The organism is Arthrobacter sp. Marseille-P9274, assembly GCF_946892675.1.
In the GTDB taxonomy this organism is placed as follows: domain Bacteria; phylum Actinomycetota; class Actinomycetes; order Actinomycetales; family Micrococcaceae; genus Crystallibacter.
Window position 1 is genome coordinate 2,435,016 of record NZ_CAMPOV010000001.1, and the last position, 16,658, is coordinate 2,451,673.

Annotated in this window: 17 protein-coding genes and 2 tRNA genes; 11 read left to right on the forward strand and 8 right to left on the reverse strand. The window is 67.5% G+C overall.

Annotated elements, in window-relative coordinates; all coding sequences use genetic code 11:
- Positions 1-23 precede the first annotated feature (23 nt).
- The 8 genes from mshD to OC550_RS11210 all read left to right on the forward strand — a co-directional run bounded on the left by mshD (position 24) and on the right by OC550_RS11210 (position 8,204).
- A complete protein-coding gene (gene mshD, locus OC550_RS11175) occupies positions 24-1,013 on the forward strand; it encodes a mycothiol synthase (RefSeq protein ID WP_262105849.1) in 990 nt (329 codons plus the stop codon).
- Between the two features lie 66 nt (positions 1,014-1,079).
- Positions 1,080-3,308 (forward strand): RNA degradosome polyphosphate kinase, encoded by a 2,229-nt coding sequence (locus tag OC550_RS11180; protein WP_262105850.1) that lies wholly within the window; start codon positions 1,080-1,082, stop codon positions 3,306-3,308.
- A 23-nt stretch (positions 3,309-3,331) separates the two neighbouring features.
- Complete coding sequence (locus tag OC550_RS11185) at positions 3,332-4,279, forward strand: NUDIX hydrolase (protein ID WP_262105851.1); 948 nt, start codon at positions 3,332-3,334, stop codon at positions 4,277-4,279.
- Between the two features lie 77 nt (positions 4,280-4,356).
- Positions 4,357-4,887, forward strand: a complete 531-nt coding sequence (locus OC550_RS11190; RefSeq protein ID WP_306556931.1) for a ferritin — start codon at positions 4,357-4,359, stop codon at positions 4,885-4,887.
- Between the two features lie 76 nt (positions 4,888-4,963).
- Positions 4,964-5,797, forward strand: coding sequence for a thymidylate synthase (locus tag OC550_RS11195; RefSeq protein WP_306556920.1), 834 nt, complete (start codon positions 4,964-4,966; stop codon positions 5,795-5,797).
- Complete coding sequence (locus OC550_RS11200) at positions 5,794-6,336, forward strand: dihydrofolate reductase (RefSeq protein ID WP_262105853.1); 543 nt, start codon at positions 5,794-5,796, stop codon at positions 6,334-6,336. Before OC550_RS11195 ends, OC550_RS11200 begins: the two co-directional genes overlap by 4 nt.
- A 67-nt stretch (positions 6,337-6,403) precedes the next feature.
- Positions 6,404-7,549 carry an aspartate-semialdehyde dehydrogenase gene (asd, locus tag OC550_RS11205; RefSeq protein WP_262105854.1) on the forward strand — a complete coding sequence of 382 codons (1,146 nt, stop codon included), beginning with the start codon at positions 6,404-6,406 and terminating at the stop codon, positions 7,547-7,549.
- 244 nt (positions 7,550-7,793) lie between these two features.
- Positions 7,794-8,204, forward strand: a complete 411-nt coding sequence (locus OC550_RS11210; protein WP_262105855.1) for a hypothetical protein — start codon at positions 7,794-7,796, stop codon at positions 8,202-8,204.
- Between the two features lie 3 nt (positions 8,205-8,207).
- Here OC550_RS11210 and OC550_RS11215 read toward each other — a convergent pair whose 3' ends face one another.
- The 5 genes from OC550_RS11215 to OC550_RS11235 form a co-directional block, all read right to left on the reverse strand.
- Positions 8,208-9,317: a UDP-N-acetylmuramate dehydrogenase gene (locus OC550_RS11215; protein ID WP_262105856.1), complete on the reverse strand. Its 1,110-nt coding sequence runs from the start codon at positions 9,315-9,317 to the stop codon at positions 8,208-8,210.
- On the reverse strand, positions 9,307-9,735 hold the full coding sequence (locus tag OC550_RS11220) for a MaoC family dehydratase (protein WP_262105857.1): 429 nt from the start codon (positions 9,733-9,735) through the stop codon (positions 9,307-9,309). The genes OC550_RS11215 and OC550_RS11220 overlap by 11 nt, the downstream gene beginning before the upstream one ends.
- A complete protein-coding gene (locus OC550_RS11225) occupies positions 9,732-10,193 on the reverse strand; it encodes a MaoC family dehydratase N-terminal domain-containing protein (protein ID WP_262105858.1) in 462 nt (153 codons plus the stop codon). The genes OC550_RS11220 and OC550_RS11225 overlap by 4 nt, the downstream gene beginning before the upstream one ends.
- A gap of 89 nt (positions 10,194-10,282) precedes the next feature.
- Complete coding sequence (locus OC550_RS11230) at positions 10,283-10,522, reverse strand: hypothetical protein (RefSeq protein WP_262105859.1); 240 nt, start codon at positions 10,520-10,522, stop codon at positions 10,283-10,285.
- A 118-nt stretch (positions 10,523-10,640) separates the two neighbouring features.
- A complete protein-coding gene (locus OC550_RS11235; RefSeq protein WP_262105860.1) occupies positions 10,641-11,207 on the reverse strand; it encodes a type 1 glutamine amidotransferase domain-containing protein in 567 nt (188 codons plus the stop codon).
- Between the two features lie 330 nt (positions 11,208-11,537).
- Here OC550_RS11235 and OC550_RS11240 point away from each other — a divergent pair, with 330 nt between their 5' ends.
- The 3 genes from OC550_RS11240 to OC550_RS11250 all read left to right on the forward strand — a co-directional run bounded on the left by OC550_RS11240 (position 11,538) and on the right by OC550_RS11250 (position 14,030).
- Complete coding sequence (locus OC550_RS11240) at positions 11,538-11,924, forward strand: hypothetical protein (protein WP_262105861.1); 387 nt, start codon at positions 11,538-11,540, stop codon at positions 11,922-11,924.
- 57 nt (positions 11,925-11,981) lie between these two features.
- On the forward strand, positions 11,982-12,455 hold the full coding sequence (locus OC550_RS11245; RefSeq protein ID WP_262105862.1) for a MarR family winged helix-turn-helix transcriptional regulator: 474 nt from the start codon (positions 11,982-11,984) through the stop codon (positions 12,453-12,455).
- Positions 12,456-12,554: 99 nt separating this feature from the next.
- Positions 12,555-14,030, forward strand: coding sequence for an MDR family MFS transporter (locus tag OC550_RS11250; protein WP_262105863.1), 1,476 nt, complete (start codon positions 12,555-12,557; stop codon positions 14,028-14,030).
- A gap of 230 nt (positions 14,031-14,260) precedes the next feature.
- Here the strand turns inward: OC550_RS11250 and OC550_RS11255 are convergent.
- The 3 genes from OC550_RS11255 to OC550_RS11265 all read right to left on the reverse strand — a co-directional run bounded on the left by OC550_RS11255 (position 14,261) and on the right by OC550_RS11265 (position 16,643).
- Positions 14,261-14,334 (reverse strand) — tRNA-Met (locus OC550_RS11255).
- Between the two features lie 58 nt (positions 14,335-14,392).
- Positions 14,393-14,464: transfer RNA gene (locus OC550_RS11260), tRNA-Thr, on the reverse strand.
- Positions 14,465-14,744: 280 nt separating this feature from the next.
- Entirely contained in the window at positions 14,745-16,643 is a 1,899-nt protein-coding gene (locus tag OC550_RS11265) for a DEAD/DEAH box helicase (protein WP_262106325.1), read from the reverse strand.
- Positions 16,644-16,658 lie beyond the last annotated feature (15 nt).

Below are 16,658 nucleotides of genomic sequence, written 5' to 3' on the forward strand. Positions count from 1 at the left end.
CCCGCCCGCGCTAGGCTGTGGTCATGAACGCACTGTCTTCGTCCGACTGGCCGGTACAGATTTTCAAGGGCGCTCCCGACGCCGAGGTGCTGGGCAGCGTCCGCGCCCTCGCCGCCGCCGCCGAGGAGGCGGACGGGAACCCGCCGCTCTCCGAACAGACCTGGGTCAACCTCAAGGCCTCGGATTCCGACCAGCTGCTCGTGCTGGCCACCTACGCCAACGAGGAGAAGTCGGACCCGGCCTCGGCCACGGCGCTGGCGGGCGTCGCCGTCGTTAATTTCCCTGTACACGGCGAAGACGCGGGCGTCCTGGAACTGGTGGTGCACCCGGAATACCGCAACCAGGGCGTGGGCACCGGCCTCGCGGCCAAACTGCAGGAGCACGCCGAACTGCCCGCCCTGCGCGCCTGGTCGCACGGGGACCACGAGGGCGCGGCCAAGCTGGCCGGGCGCTTCGGGTTCGCCCCGGTGCGCGAGCTGTGGCGCATGCGCCTGACCCACGCGCAGCAGCTGCCCGAGGCCAGGCTTCCCGAGGGCGTTTCCATCCGTGCCTTTGTTCCGGGACAGGATGAGGAGGCATGGCTGGCCGCCAATGCCGCCGCCTTCGCCCACCATCCCGAGCAGGGAGGGCAGACGCTGGCCGACCTTGAAGCGCGGATGGCCGAGCCGTGGTTCGATCCCGAGGGCTTCCTGCTCGCAGTGGACAATAACGACGGCGCCCTGCTCGGCTTCCACTGGACCAAGATCCATCCGCGCACCGGCTCGCATCCGTCCATCGGCGAGGTCTACGTGGTCGGCGTGACGCCGCGGGCCCAGGGCACCGGGCTGGGTAAGGCGCTGACCGTCGCCGGAATCAAGCACCTGCACGCAAAGGGCCAGCCGGCCATCATGCTCTACGTCGACGGCGACAACGCGCCGGCGGTGGCGCTCTACCGCAAGCTCGGCTTCACGCGATGGGACACGGACGTGATGTACGCTCCGGCCGCGGCCTCGGCCGGCCGGAACGAAGGATAACCTAGTCTCATCGGCCCCGCCACGACCGGGGCGCTCGCACCACCCTTGAAGCTGAGGAGACCTCCCATGGCTACCGAATCGGCAACTCCGGCTGCCGCCTACCGGCTCGGCTCGTCCGAAGCGGCCCCCGCCCGCGCGACCCAGGACAGGATCGACATCCCTGAATTCGCGCCGTCGCTGGTTCCGGACGGCAATTTCAGTCCCGACGACAGGTTCCTCGACCGGGAAGTGAGCTGGCTGGACTTCAACGCCAGGGTGCTGGAGCTGGCCGAGGACCCGGACATGTTCCTGCTGGAGCGGGTGAACTTCCTTTCGATTTTCGCCTCCAACCTGGACGAGTTCTTCATGGTCCGCGTGGCCGGACTCAAGCGCCGGATCGCCACGGGCATCGCGGTGCCCTCCGCCGCCGGGACCAGCCCGCTGGAGCAGCTGGAACAGATCATGGTCGAGGCCCACCGGCTGCAGAGCCGCCATGCCCGCGTCTTCGCCGAGCACATCCGGCCGGAACTGGCGTACGAGCACATCCACGTGGTGCGCTGGTCCGAATTGACGGACCAGGACCGCGACTCGCTGACCGCCATGTTCAAGGAGAAAGTCTTCCCGATCCTTACCCCGCTCGCGGTGGATCCGGCCCATCCCTTCCCCTACATCTCCGGGCTGTCGCTGAACCTGGCCGTGGTGGTGCGCAACCCGGTCAGCGAGAAGGAGCTCTTCGCCCGCGTCAAGGTTCCGGACCAGCTGCCGCGCCTGATCTCCATCGACGGCCCGCGGGCCGGCTCGATCCCGGGCCGCACCGCGCGCTTCATCCCGCTCGAAGACATCATCGCCCAGCACCTGGACCTGCTCTTCCAAGGCATGGAGGTCCTGGAGCACCACACCTTCCGCGTCACCCGCAACGAGGACCTGGAGGTCGAAGAGGACGACGCCGAGAACCTGCTGCAGGCACTGGAAAAGGAACTGCTGCGCCGCCGGTTCGGCCCGCCCGTCCGGCTGGAGGTCACCACGGACATCAACCCGAGTGTCCGCGAACTGCTGGTGCGCGAACTCGGTGTCGAGGAGTCCGAGGTCTTTTCCCTGCCCGCACCACTGGACCTGCGCGGCCTGAGCGTCATCTCCGACATCGACCGCAATGACCTGCACTTCCCGAAGCAGCTGGCCCACACCAGCCGGTACCTCAACGAGAGCGAGACGTCGAAAGCGGCCAATGTGTTCGCCGCGATGCGCCGCCGCGACATCCTGCTGCACCACCCGTACGACTCCTTCTCCACGTCCGTCCAGGCCTTCCTGGAACAGGCTGCGGCGGACCCGAAGGTCCAGGCCATCAAGCAGACCCTCTACCGGACCTCCGGCGACTCCCCCATCGTGGACGCCCTGATCGATGCCGCCGAAGCCGGCAAGCAGGTGCTGGCGCTGGTGGAGATCAAGGCCCGATTCGACGAGCAGGCGAACATCGACTGGGCGCGGAAGCTGGAGCAGGCCGGCGTGCACGTGGTCTACGGCATCGTGGGGCTGAAGACCCACTGCAAGCTCTCGCTCGTGGTGCGCCAGGAAGGCGACAGGTTGCGGCGCTACTGCCACATCGGCACCGGCAACTACCACCCCCGCACGGCCCGCTATTACGAAGACCTGGGCCTGCTCACCAGCAACGACCAGGTCGGCGAGGACCTCTCCAAGCTGTTCAACCAGCTCTCCGGCTACGCCCCCAAGTCCACGTTCAAGCGGCTGCTCGTTGCGCCGCGTTCGGTCCGCAGCGGCCTGATCGACCGGATCGAGGCGGAAATCACCAACCGCAAGGCAGGGCTGCCCGCGCGCGTGGTCATCAAGGTCAACTCCATGGTGGATGAGGCCATTATCGACGCCCTGTACCGCGCCTCGCAGGCAGACGTGCAAGTCGATGTGATTGTCCGCGGCATCTGCGCGCTGCGCCCGGGGGTGCCGGGACTGAGCGACAACATCCGGGTCCGTTCCATCCTGGGCCGCTTCCTGGAGCACTCCCGTGTGTTCTGCTTCGGCAACGCCGGGGACCCGGTGGTCTTCATCGGCTCCGCCGACATGATGCACCGCAACCTCGACCGCCGCGTGGAGGCCCTCGTCCAGCTCGCTTCGCGCGAAGACATCGCCGAGCTGATGTCAATGATGAACCGATACATGGACCCCGGAACGGCCAGCTGGCACCTGGACAGCTACGGCCGCTGGACGCGCCATCATAAGGACGACGCCGGCAACCCCCTCAGCGACATCCAGTCCTGGCTGTTGGCCAGCCGGGACCGCCAGCGCTCGGGCACCCGGCGTTGATGGCGAAGAGCAAGACCCGGAAAATGACCGATCAGGAGTCCTCGCCCCAGGACGTCAGCGTGACGGCCGCCGGGGCGCTCTGCTGGCGCGCCCGGCGGGGCCAGTTGGAAGTGCTGCTCATCCACCGCCCGCGCTACGACGACTGGTCCTGGCCGAAGGGCAAGCTGGACGCGGGCGAGACCAACCCGGAATGCGCCGTCCGCGAAGTGATGGAGGAAGTCGACGTCACCGTGCAGCTGGGCATCCCGCTGCCCGCCATCGAATACCCGGTGGCCTCAGGGCTGAAGAAGGTCTATTACTGGGCCGCCAAGCTGGAGAAGAGCACGCCGCGGCCGGACGGCGTCGAGGTGGACGAGGTCCGCTGGTGCACGCCGGCCGAAGCGTCCCGGATGCTCAGCAATCCGTCGGACCGGGATCCGTTGGAGGCCCTGGTGGAAGCGCACCGGCGCGACGAGCTGGAAACGTACCCGTTCGTCGTCGTACGCCATGCCAAAGCCCGCCCGCGCTCGTCCTGGGCCCGCCCGGAAGGCGAACGCCCCCTTGCCGCCACCGGGCAGCGCCAGGCGTTGGCCGTGGGCCGGCTGCTCGGCGCCTGGAAGCCCAAGCGGATCGTCTCCAGTCCGTGGACCCGATGCCTGCAGACCCTCACGCCGTATGCCCGGTTCCACAACGCCCGGATCCGCACGGTGGAGGCCATCACGGAGCACAGCGCGCACCGGAACCCGAAGAAGGCCCGCGCCGCGGTCAAGGGGCTGCTGGATAAGCGCAGGTCCACCGCCGTCTGCACGCACCGCCCGGTGCTGCCGCAGGTAATCAAGGTGCTCAGCGCCCACGCCTCGGACGAGCTGGCCGCACAGCTGCCGTCCAAGGACCCCTACCTGAAGCCCGGCGCGGTGATCGTCTGCCAGGTCAGCGTGAACCACCCCGGCCGGATTCTCTCCGTCGAGCACTACGACGCCTACGACGACTGACGGGGCCCGGACCGGGGCGCGCGGACCGGCTGGACCTGCCTCGCTGCTACCGGTCCGCGTCCCCGCCGTCTAGGCTGCTGGATATGAGCACATTCAACGAACTTCTCTCGGAACAGATCGGCCACGAGTTTGCCGCCTCCCAGCAGTACGTCGCCATCGCCGTCTGGTTCGACAACGAGGACCTGCCCCAGCTGGCCAGGCATTTCTACCGGCAGTCCATCGAAGAGCGCAACCATGCCATGATGCTCGTGCAGTACATGCTGGACCGGGACCTGAGGATCAGCATCCCCGGAGTCCCCGCGGTGCGCAACGACTTCGCCGACGTCGTGGATCCGATCCGGCTGGCGCTGGAACAGGAGAGGACCGTCACCCGGCAGATCGAGGCCCTCTTTGCCGCGGCCCGCGCCGAGACGGACGCCTTGGGCGAGCAGTTCATGCTCTGGTTCCTCAAGGAGCAGGTCGAGGAGGTCGCCTCCATGTCCACGCTGCTGGCCATCGCCGAGCGCGCGGACAACCTCTTCGACATCGAGAACTTCATGGCCCGCGAGTCCGTGGGCGACGACGGACGCGACTACGGTGCCCCCGCAGCCGCCGGCGGCTCCCTCTAGGCACACGCTGGCCCCGGAGTGGCGCACCTGGGGACACCAGCCGCAGGTCCTACACACCCCCGTTAGACTGGAGGGCGTGACGTCTACGCCCCCTCCCCCAACGGACCGGCCAATCCCCACTCCCTATGAGGACCTGCTGCGCGACGTCCTCGCCAACGGGACGCAAAAGGCCGACCGCACCGGTACCGGCACCCGCAGCGTCTTCGGCCGCCAGATCCGCTACGACCTGGCCGAGGGCTTCCCGCTGATCACCACCAAGCGCGTGCACTTCAAGTCCGTGGCGCTGGAGCTGCTCTGGTTCCTGCGCGGCGATTCCAACGCGCGGTGGCTGCAGGAGCGCGGGGTGCGCATCTGGAATGAATGGGCGGACAACGACGGCGAGCTGGGTCCCGTCTACGGCGTACAGTGGCGCTCGTGGCCCACGCCGGACGGGGGCCACATCGACCAGATCGCCGAGCTCGTCGAAGGGCTGAAGGCGAACCCGGACTCGCGCCGGCACCTCGTTTCGGCCTGGAACGTCGCCGAGATCAAGAACATGGCGCTGCCGCCGTGCCACGCCTTCTTCCAGTTCTACGTGGCGGACGGCAAGCTGTCCTGCCAGCTCTACCAGCGCAGCGCGGACATGTTCCTGGGCGTGCCGTTCAACATCGCCTCCTACGCGCTCCTGACCCTGATGGTCGCGCAGCAGGTCGGCCTCGAGCCGGGCGAGTTCATCTGGACCGGCGGCGACGTCCACATCTACGACGACCACCTGGCCCAGGTCAACGAGCAGCTCAGCCGGGAACCGTATTCGTACCCGCAGCTGAACATCCTGCGCAAGCCCGGGAGCATCTTCGACTACGAGTACGAGGACTTCGAGGTGGCCAACTACCGGCACCACGCGACCATCAAGGCGGCGGTGTCCGTATGAGCGCCGCAGACCGCAGGTTGGTGGGCCTGCTCTGGGCGGAGAGCTCCAACGGCGTCATCGGGCGCGACGGCGACCTGCCCTGGCATTTGCCCGAGGACCTGGCCCATTTCAAGCGCACGACCAGCGGCCATCCGGTGGTCATGGGCCGCAAGACCTGGGAGTCCTTCCCGGAGAAGTACCGACCGCTGCCCGGTCGGACGAACATCGTGATCAGCCGCCGCCCGGAGCTGCGCCGCGAGGTCGAGGCCGCGGGCGCCGTGGCGGCCGCATCCCTCGATCAGGCCATGGCAGCAGCAGGCGAGAGCCCCGGCAGCGAGGAAATCTGGATCATCGGCGGCGGGGAAATCTTCCGCGACGCCACCGCCCTGGCGACCACCGCCGTCGTAACCGTCATCGACATGGAGACGGACGGGGACACCTACGCCCCGCGGCTGGGCGGCGGCTGGACGGCCGAGGCCCGCGAGCCGGCCGAGGGCTGGCTGACCTCGGCCAACGGCACGCGCTACCGAATCGAGCGCTGGACGCAGTCACCGGCCTGACCGCAGCGGGCGAGACCGGGGTCACGTTTTTGCCGCTGCTCAGGGCCGCTGTCCTAGAATGGTTGGCATGACTTCAGCAGCAGCTTCTGCCCCTGCCCGGTCCGTCGGCCTCATCGGCTGGCGCGGCATGGTCGGCTCCGTCCTCATGCAGCGCATGCAGGACGAGGGCGATTTCGACCTGATCAATCCTGTCTTCTTCTCCACGTCGAACGCCGGAGGCAAGGCCCCCGCGTTCGCCGAGGGTGCCGGCACCCTGCAGGATGCCTACGACATCGAGACGCTGGCCAAGCTGCCGATTATCGTGACCGCCCAGGGCGGCGACTACACCTCCGAGGTCTACCCCAAGCTGCGCGACGCGGGCTGGGACGGCCTGTGGATCGATGCGGCCTCGACCCTGCGCATGGCCGATGACGCGATCATCGTGCTTGACCCGGTCAATCGCGACGTGATCGACGCCGGCTTGGACCGCGGCGTGAAGAACTTCGTCGGCGGCAACTGCACCGTCTCCGCGATGCTGATGGGCCTCGGCGGCCTGTTCAAGAACGGCCTGGTCGAATGGGGAACCTCGATGACCTACCAGGCGGCCTCCGGCGGCGGCGCCCGGCACATGCGCGAACTGCTGAACCAGTTCGGCTCCCTGCACGGCGCGGTCGCGCCGGAGCTCGCCGACCCGGCGTCCGCCATCCTCGAGATTGACCGGAAGGTCCTCGCCCAGCAGCAGGATCCGGCCATGGACTCTTCGCAGTTCGGCGTGCCGCTGGCCGGCTCCGTGATCCCGTGGATCGACAAGGACCTGGGCAACGGCCAGTCGAAGGAGGAGTGGAAAGCCGGCGCGGAGACCAACAAGATCCTGGGCCGCGCGTCCGAACGGCGCATCCCCTTCGACGGGCTGTGCGTGCGGATCGGCACCATGCGCTGCCACTCCCAGGCGCTGACGCTGAAGCTCACCGAAGACCTGTCCGTCGAGGAAATCGAGCGGATCATCGACGCCGACAACGAGTGGGCCAAGGTCGTTCCGAACACCAAGGAAGCCACGGTGGAGCAGCTGTCGCCGGTCAAGGTGGCAGGCACCCTGGACATTCCGGTGGGGCGCATCCGCAAGCTCGAAATGGGCCCGGAGTACATCAGCGCCTTCACCATCGGCGACCAGCTCCTGTGGGGTGCCGCCGAGCCGCTGCGCCGCATGCTGCGGATCGCCACCGGCAACCTCTAGGCCGGGCGCCAGCCTCCCGGCGGCACGCTTCACGGCCTCAGCTTCACGGAGCCCGCTCCCCTCTTGGGAAGCGGGCTCCTGCCGTCCGAGACGCTTTTCCGCCGGCCGGGTGGTCCTACACACGCAGGCCGGCGACCGGGCAGTCCACAAAGCGCTTCGAAGTCCCGGGCCGGAGCTTCGACACTGGATAGCGTGGAAGCGTTCCCTTGGCCGCGGCGGAAGGCATCCGATGAACAGACCCTGCATGGACCGGTTGCTGGGCGTCTTCTTCTTGTTCTGCAGCGCGGAGCAGGAACCTGCCACTGTGGAACGCAATGAGCGCGTCCACGCGCACCTGAGGAAGTACCTGGACGCCTGCGGCGACGACTACGTGAACCTGGAACAGGTCCAGCTCCTGGCGCTGGAACGGCAGTTCCGGCCGGACGGCGCCTTCGCGCGGCTGATGGGCGCCGACGAATTCCTCACGGCACTGCCGGCCTTCCTGTCACCGGTGTGGCTCATGGCTCACCGGCTCGACCGGAAGGTCCAGATCAGCATCAGCAGCAAGCTGGTGCACTGGATCTGCACGAAGCGGCTGGTGGATTTCCGGGCCCACCGCGAGGACCTGATCCTCTTTCGCAAAGCGCAGGATGCGGCCAGCCAGCGCGGCCCATGAGGGTTAGAGCGAGCAGCCGATCAGCAGCGGTTCCGGGTGCAGCCTGATACCGAAGGTGCTTTCAACGCCGTCGCGGACGGTCCGTCCGATGGCGAGGATGTCGGCGGCTTCGGCGTTTCCGCGGTTGGTGATTGCCAGCGTGTGCTTGGTGGACAGTGCGGCCCGTCCGCCGGCCACCGTAAAGCCGTCGACGGCGCCGTTGGCGGTTCCTGCCAGGCCGAAGCCCTTGCCGAAACCGGACCGATCGATCAGCCATGCGGCGCTGAGCTTCACTTGCTCCCCCGCGGGCCAGCGCGGCGCGTCGGACGGCAGGTGTTCGGCCCCAGCCGGCGGGACGATGGGGTTCGTGAAGAAGGAGCCGGTGCTGAACGTGTCGCGGTCGGCGGGGTCCAGCACCATGCCCTTCGATGCCCGGAGCCGGAGGACTTCGCGGCGGATGTCGGCGGCGGGCGCCTGCTCTCCCACCTCGACGCCCAGAGCCCGGGCCAGCTCGGCGTAGCGCACCGGAGCACCCAGCGCGTCGCGGCGCAGCCGGAACCGCACGGCCAGCACAACATAGCGCGGCGAGCCGTTCAGGGTGGTCTGCTTGAGCAGCGAATCGCGGTAGCCGAAGCCAAGCTCGCCGTTGGTGAAGGTTCGTACCCGGGCCTCCTGGCGGTCCCAGGCCCGGACGTTCTCCAGCGAGTGGGCCACCTCGGCTCCGTAGGCCCCCACGTTCTGGACCGGGGTCGCGCCGGTCAGCCCCGGGATCCCGGAGAGCGCCTCCAGCCCGGCCAGCCCCTGCCCGACAGTGGCCTCGACGAGCTCGTCCCACTGCTGGCCCGCCTCGACGTCGAGCAGGACGGTCCCGCCCGCGGCACCGTCCTCGGAAATTGAGTAGCCCGAATTCGCGATCCGCAGGACCGTCCCCGGATACCCGTCGTCGGAAATCACCAGGTTGGAGCCGCCGCCGATGATCAGCAGGTCCTCGCCGTGCTCGTCGGCGGACCGGACCTCGGCAATGACGGCCTCTTCAGAAGCCGCCTCAATGTATTTCGCCGCCGGGCCTCCCACCCGGACGGTAGTCAACGGGGCCAGCTGCACGCCGGCTGCGGCTTCGCTGCTACCAGGCACGGACCACGGCCTGCGCTTTGACCAGCACCTTCTGGCCGGCGGACATCACCGTCAGGTCCACCCGTACGGTCGAGTTGGCCTCGTCGACGGCGCCGATGACGCCCGTGACCTCGATGGTGGCGCCCGGACCGTCAATGTCCTCGACGACCACCGGCTTGGTGAAGCGGGTCTGGTAGTCGACGACGGCACCGGGATTGCCGATCCAGTCCGTCACGACCTGCACCGCTGCACCCATCGTGAACATGCCGTGGGCAATGACGCCCGGCAGGCCGACCTGCTCGGCGAAGCGTCCGTTCCAGTGGATCGGGTTGAAGTCGCCGGAGGCACCGGCGTAACGGACCAGGTCCGCCCGGGACACGTCGATGGCAGCCGTGCCGATCTCCTGGCCGACGGACAGCTCGTTCAGGGCAACAGTCACTGGCCTTCCCCTCTCACCAGGATGGACGACGTCGTGGTGGCGATCCCCTCGCCCTCCGCGGTGCTGATCTCCGCCCGGGTGGTGATCATCGCACCGCCGCCCATGGACCGCACCTGGTCCACGTGGAGTTCGGCCACGAGCTCGTCGCCGGCGACAATGGGCCGGTGGTGCACGAATCGCTGGTCTGCGTGGACCACGCGGGAGAAATCGATCCCGGCCTCGGGGTCCTCGATCAGCTGGGCGTCCGCGCGCTGCGCCACGATGATGGCGAAGGTCGGCGGTGCCACCAGGTCCTTGTAGCCGAGCTCACGGGCCGCTTCGACGTCGTAGTGGGCCGGATGTGTCGCTTTGACCGCGCGGGCGAACTCGCGGATCTTCTCGCGGCCAACGCTGTAGGCATCGCCGGCGGGATAGACGCGGCCGGCGAGCTCGGGGTTGACCCCCTTCTGCTCTGTCATGGAACTCCTTTGAGCGGGCGGAAACAAGCTTGGACAAGCCTAGTGCAGCGGCAGCGGGGAAGCCGCACGGGGCAGCGGCACCGGAGGGGTCAGCTGCCCCTGCCGGACCGCGCGGCCGCCACGCGGGCGCGGGCGTCCCTGGCACGGACCACGAGGCCGGCGAGGTGGGTCAGCAGCCCGGTGATGATGAAGGCCAGCGCGACCCATGTCAGCGGCTGCACGCTGGCGACAGCGGCAACGATGGACAGCAGGATGCCGGCACCGATGAGGACCATGGCGGAGATGACCAGTTTGCGGTACAGCGGCGAGCCAAGATCCCATGGGTTCATGCTCCAAGGTTATCGGTTGGAGGCGCAGATCCCTCAACCGGGCCGGCGCTCCCCTGCCGCGGCACAAGGACGCCGGGACCCGCGCAAGGCGGTCCCGGCGTCGTTGTCTACGGTCTGGTCAGGCGGTTTGCCCGCCGTGCTTGCCCTCGGCGACTTCCTCGATGAGCTTGGCGTTGAACGCCTCCAGGTCGCCCGGGTTGCGGCTCGTCACGAGGCCCTGGTCCACGACGACTTCCTCGTCCACCCACGTCGCGCCGGCGTTCTTCAGGTCGGTGGCGAGCGTGTGGTACGAGGTCAGCTTCCGCCCGCCGGTAACGCCGGCTTCGATCAGGATCCACGGACCGTGGCAGATCGAGGCCACGGGCTTACCGCTCTCAAAGAAGGCCCGGGTGAAGTCCACGGCGGCCTTCTCGACCCGCAAGTGGTCGGCGTTGACGACGCCGCCGGGAATGACGAGCGCATCGTAGTCGGCTGCGTTGGCAGCGTCGGCGGCCACGTCAACGGGGAACTTGTCCGCCTTGTCCACGCCCTTGAAGCCCTGCAGTTCGCCCGCCTTCGGGGCGACCAGCACCGGTTCCGCACCGGCGTCCTTGACCGCCTGCCACGGGCTGGTGAGTTCGACCTGCTCAAAGCCGTCCGTTAGCAGGAAGGCGATCTTCTTTCCGGAAATGCTCTGTTCAGCCATGATTCCTCCAGTTCTTCGCAGAATCTTCGGGAGTTGCTCCCTCCCCCACGCTAACGAGGTCGCCCGGAACTAAGCAAGCTGACCTTTTTTGCAGCCGCACGCATTCCGAAAGCCATATTCTGAAAGCCATAGGGGCGGCCGTACGGTCCCGGCGTCCCGCCGGATCTCGATCCGGGACGGGCCTGCCCTTGCACGATAACGATCCGGCACTGCCCCTGCCCTCGGCGCGCCCGGAGTGGGATGATCATCTCCCGGCTCTGCGGTATTGGCTCGATGCCGCTTCCCGAAGCCGGCCACCTATGCAGCACTCCCCGCTGGAAGGAGACTCCGGTGCCCGATCCCAACCGCGAACACGCGCAGATCATGCGAGACCTGTCGATGCAGATGCTGACGACATTTCCTACGGCCTCCGTCTTTCACTGGCATGTCGTCGAGGACCCGAAGACGGACGAGCCGCATGCCTATATAACCATGCTGCTGGACCACGAGGGCGGCCGCCTCGACGAACTGTTCCCGCCGGGGAAAGTTGACTGGATGGACTATGCGGAGCAGCAGATCGTCCGCCGCTACGAGCGGCAATTGGGCTGGGCCTGCAACGAACGCGATGCCTCCTACGTCTTCTCGGTGAAGGACGCCCGCGAAATCACGGACCCCGAGGGAACCTGCACCATCGATCCGGGCTATGAGAACCACCCGGGCCTGGAGTGGTTCCGGTAGCGACAGCGACGGGCCGCCGCCCGGAAGCCGTACGGCGGGAGACCTTATCCTTGGGGGATGGAAAACAATAAGCCAGGCACGCTGCTGGAGGGCGCCGTGGACCTCCGTCAGCTTGCCGTGGCCTTGATCGACATCTCCTCGGACGTACGCCGGAAATCCCATGAAGATGCCGGCGTTCCGCTGCTGCCCAACGGAATGGTGGACATCATGCGCGTCATCGAGGCCCACCCCGGCATCACTGTGGCCGAAGTCGCCGCCCGGCTAAACCGCCAGTTCAGCAACGTCAGCACGCAGCTTCGGGAACTCGTCGCCCGCGGCCTGGTGACCCGGATCCGCGATGCCGCGGACAAGCGCTACGTCACGCTGCACCCCACTCCGGAATCGCAACGCATCAGGACCCTGCTGGAAACGATGTGGGCCGACACCTTGGGAGCGGCTGCCGGCAAGCTGCGCCCTGAGGAGAAGGAGCAGATCGCCGCCAGCCTGCCGGCCCTGCAACGGCTGGCCGCGCTCATCGGAGAACCGGATTAAGCTCACATCCCGGCGGTACCCCCTTTTTTCGCAAACAATTATACTTTTGTAAGTATTATTTACGCTCAAACTGAATCCCCCCGACCAGAAAAGGTATCCATGAAGAACGCGCTGGAAGAGAGCACTCCGCCCGGAGAGGTCGCCGCGGCCGAATCCGTTGAACCCGAGAGGGTCCCACCCAAGCGGATTGCCGCGGTGATCACCGCGCTGGTGCTGTCGGCACTGATCATGATTCTCAACGAGACGGTGCTGACCGTCGCGCTGCCAAACCTCATGGCGGACCTGGCCATCGAGGCCACCACCGCACAGTGGCTGACCACCGGCTTCATGCTCACCATGGCCGTGGTGATCCCAACCACCGGCTTCATGCTGCAGCGTTTCACGACGCGCAGCCTCTTTGTCTGGGCCCTGCTGCTGTTCATCGCCGGCACCGCGCTGGCGGCCATTGCCCCGACCTTCGCCGTGCTGTTGATCGGCCGCATCGTCCAGGCAGGCGGCACGGCCATCATCCTGCCGCTGCTGATGACCACCACCCTGACCTCCGTCCCGGTCCAGCACCGCGGCACCGTCATGGGCCTGAACTCCGTGGTCATCTCGGTAGCACCGGCCATCGGCCCCACCCTCTCCGGAGCCATCATTAACTCCATGAGCTGGCGCTGGGTCTTCGGCTTGATGGTGCCGGTTGCCATCATCGTGTTCCTCTTCGGCATCTTCGCCATCAAGACCGGCAAGGAGACCCGCAAGGCTCCCCTGGACGTCCCCTCGGTCATCCTCTCCGCCTTTGCCTTCGGCGGTATCGTCTACGCGCTGTCCTCCATCGCCGACCTGCTGGACGGCGCCTGGTCGCCGATCGTCGCGCTGGTTGTCGGCGTCGCGGCCCTGGTGCTGTTCGTCAACCGCCAGCGCGCCCTCCGCAAGACCGAGTCCGATCTGCTGGACCTGCGCCCCTTCAAGGTGCGCAACTTCCGCATCTCCGTGATCATCGTCATGATCGCGATGGCGACCATGCTCGGCACCGTCATGGTGATGCCGATCTTCATGCAGAACGGCATGGGTCTGGACACCCTGACCATCGGCCTGGCCCTGCTGCCCGGCGGCCTGATCCAGGGCATCATCTCTCCGGTTGTCGGACGCGTCTACGACAAGGTCGGCCCGCGGCCGATCGTCATCCCGGGCGCCCTCCTGCTCTGCGGCGGGCAGTGGCTGCTGGGCAGCGTCCACGTGGACACCCCGGTCGGCATGATCGTCGCCTTCCACACGGTGTTCTGCATCGGCATGGCAATGCTCATGACCCCGCTGATGACCGTCGCACTCGGCTCGCTGCCGCGTGAGCAGTACGGCCACGGCAGCGCCATCATGAACACGCTGCAGCAGCTGGCCGGCGCCGCCGGTACCGCCATCCTTATCGCGGCCATGACCATCGGGACGACCATGGCGGCCTCCAGCGGCATCGCCGGCAACGTTGCCCTGGTCGACGGCGTCCGCCTCGCCTTCACCGTAGGCGGCGTCCTCGGCCTCGTCGCCATCGTGTTCGCGCCGATGGTGCGCCGCCTCAAGGAAAACACGGACCACTAGGTTCGGCCCGGAGCCAACTGAAAACAAAGGAAGCCGGCCATCCCCGCGGGGACGGTCGGCTTCCTTCGCTCCGGGAGGGTGCACCGGGCGGGTCGAAACCGGCCCGGTGCCCCCTAAGTTCCGTTGGTTCCTGATCGGCCGGCGGAGAGCCTCCTGCGGCTGCTGAGGCGGCGGAAACGACAAAAGGCAGGTCCTGCGGCTGAACTAGCCGCTGACCTGCCTTTCCTTTGTAGCGGTGCCGGGACTCGATCCCGGGACCTCACGATTATGAGTCGTGCGCTCTAACCAGCTGAGCTACACCGCCACGAATGGGAACGCCCGCGCTGCGCCTTTTCGACACAGACGCGGGCTCCGCCATTCCGAGCCCCCCACCGGAATCGATCCGGTGACCTCGTTCTTACCAAGAACGCGCTCTACCACTGAGCTAGGGGGGCAACGGAGAAATACATTACCAGCAGATTCGGCCAGAGTGAAATCAAAATGACCGGTTTGTGTCCAGTCCCACATAAACCGGTCTCCGCCACGGTTTTTGAGGCCGACGGGCGCCACGGAGAGGCTCCTCGATCCGCGCCAGACGGGGCCGTTCCGGGTTGGCAGTCCTGGTGGCCGGGCCGGGAACGCAGTGAGTTTGCGCACAAAAGCGGGAGGCACCCGCAGCCTGCCTGGCTGCGGGTGCCTCCCGGAAGGGGTCAGCTGGGGTGCTGAGCCTTGTTCTTAGTAATTGCTGTGCCGCGGCTTGCGAGCACCGGCGCCGTGCCCGAAGCGGGACTCCCCGCGGTCGCCACGGTCCTTGCCGAAGCTACGCTCGCCGTCGTACTTCTTTTTGTAACCGCCGCGGTCGCCGTCGAACTTCTTCTTGAAACCGCCACGCTCGCCGTAGCCGCCGCGGCTGCCCCCGAAATCATCACGGTCGCGGCGCGGCTTGCGGCCGCTGTCGAGCTCGAGGTGGATCAGCTCGCCGCCGATGCGGGTCTTGGACAGCGCGCGCAGCTGGTCCTGGGACAGGTCGGCGGGCAGTTCGACCAGCGAGTGGTCGCTGCGGATGTCGATGCCGCCGATCTGGGCGGAGGTCAGGCCGCCCTCGTTCGCCAAGGCGCCGACGATCGAGCCGGGCATGACCCGCTGCCGGCGGCCAACGGCGATCCGGTAGGTGGCATTGCCCTCGGTCAGCGCGCGGCTGGGTCCGCGGGAGTTCATTGCATCGCGTCCGCCGCCGGCGCGCTCGCGCTGGCCCTTCGGCGCCTCGGGCAGGTCCTGCACCAGGAGCGGACGTCCGCCCTGCGCCATGACGGCCAGGGCCGCGGCGATCTCGGCGGCCGGCACGTCGTGCTCGGCCTCGTAGTTCGCGATCAGGTCGCGGAAGATCGAGACGTCCTCGGAGGCGAGGGTTTCGGTGATCTTTTCCGCGAACTTGTTCATCCGCAGGTTGTTGATGGTCTCAGCGGAGGGCAGGTGCATCTGCTCGACCGGCTGGCGGGTGGCCTTTTCGATGGCCCGCAGCAGGTACTTCTCGCGCGGGGTCATGAACAGGATGGCGTCGCCGGAACGGCCGGCGCGGCCGGTACGTCCGATGCGGTGCACGTAGGACTCGGTGTCGTGCGGGATGTCGAAGTTGACGACCAGGGAGATGCGCTCGACGTCCAGGCCGCGGGCCGCGACGTCGGTGGCGACCAGGATGTCGATCTTGCCGTCGCGCAGTGCCTCGACGGTACGCTCACGCTGCTGCTGGGGGATGTCGCCGTTGATGGCGGCGGCCCGGTAGCCGCGTGCCTTGAGCTTGTCGGCCAGGTCCTCGGTAGCCATCTTGGTCCGCACGAAGGCGATCACGCCGTCGAAATCCTCGGCTTCGAGGATGCGAGTCATGGCGTCCAGCTTGTGCGGGCCCATGACCTGCAGGTAGCGCTGGCGGGTGTTGATGCCCGTGGTGGTCTTCGCCTTGACCGTGATCTCGGCCGGATCCTTCAGGTACTTCTTGGCGATCCGGCGGATGGCGCTGGGCATGGTGGCCGAGAAGAGGGCAACCTGCTTCTCCTCCGGGGTCTTCGAGAGGATCTGGTCCACCTCTTCGGCGAAGCCCATGCGCAGCATTTCGTCCGCCTCGTCCAGCACCATGTACTGCAGCTCGGACAGGTCCAGCGAACCCTTTTCGATGTGGTCGATGACGCGGCCCGGCGTACCGACGACGACCTGTGCGCCGCGGCGCAGGCCGGCCAGCTGCGGGCCGTAGGCGGAGCCGCCATAGACCGGAAGAACGGTGAAGTCCTCCATGTGGGCGGCGTAGGAAGAGAAGGCCTCGGCGACCTGCAGCGCGAGTTCGCGGGTCGGCGCGAGCACCAGGATCTGGGTCTTCTTGGTGGCGGGCAGTTCGGCCATCCGGGACAGGGCCGGGATGGCGAAGGCGGCGGTCTTGCCGGTGCCGGTCTGGGCCAGGCCGACGACGTCGCGGCCTTCCAGCAGGACCGGAATGGTCGCGGCCTGGATCGGGGACGGCTTCTCGTAGCCGACGTCGGTCAGGGCCGCCAGGACGCGGCCGTCGAGGCCGAAGTCGGTGAAGAGTACGGTTTCTTCCTGGGGTGCTGCCTCGACCGGCGCAGCGGCTTCGGTTTCGGACACGGTGGAAGTGGGATT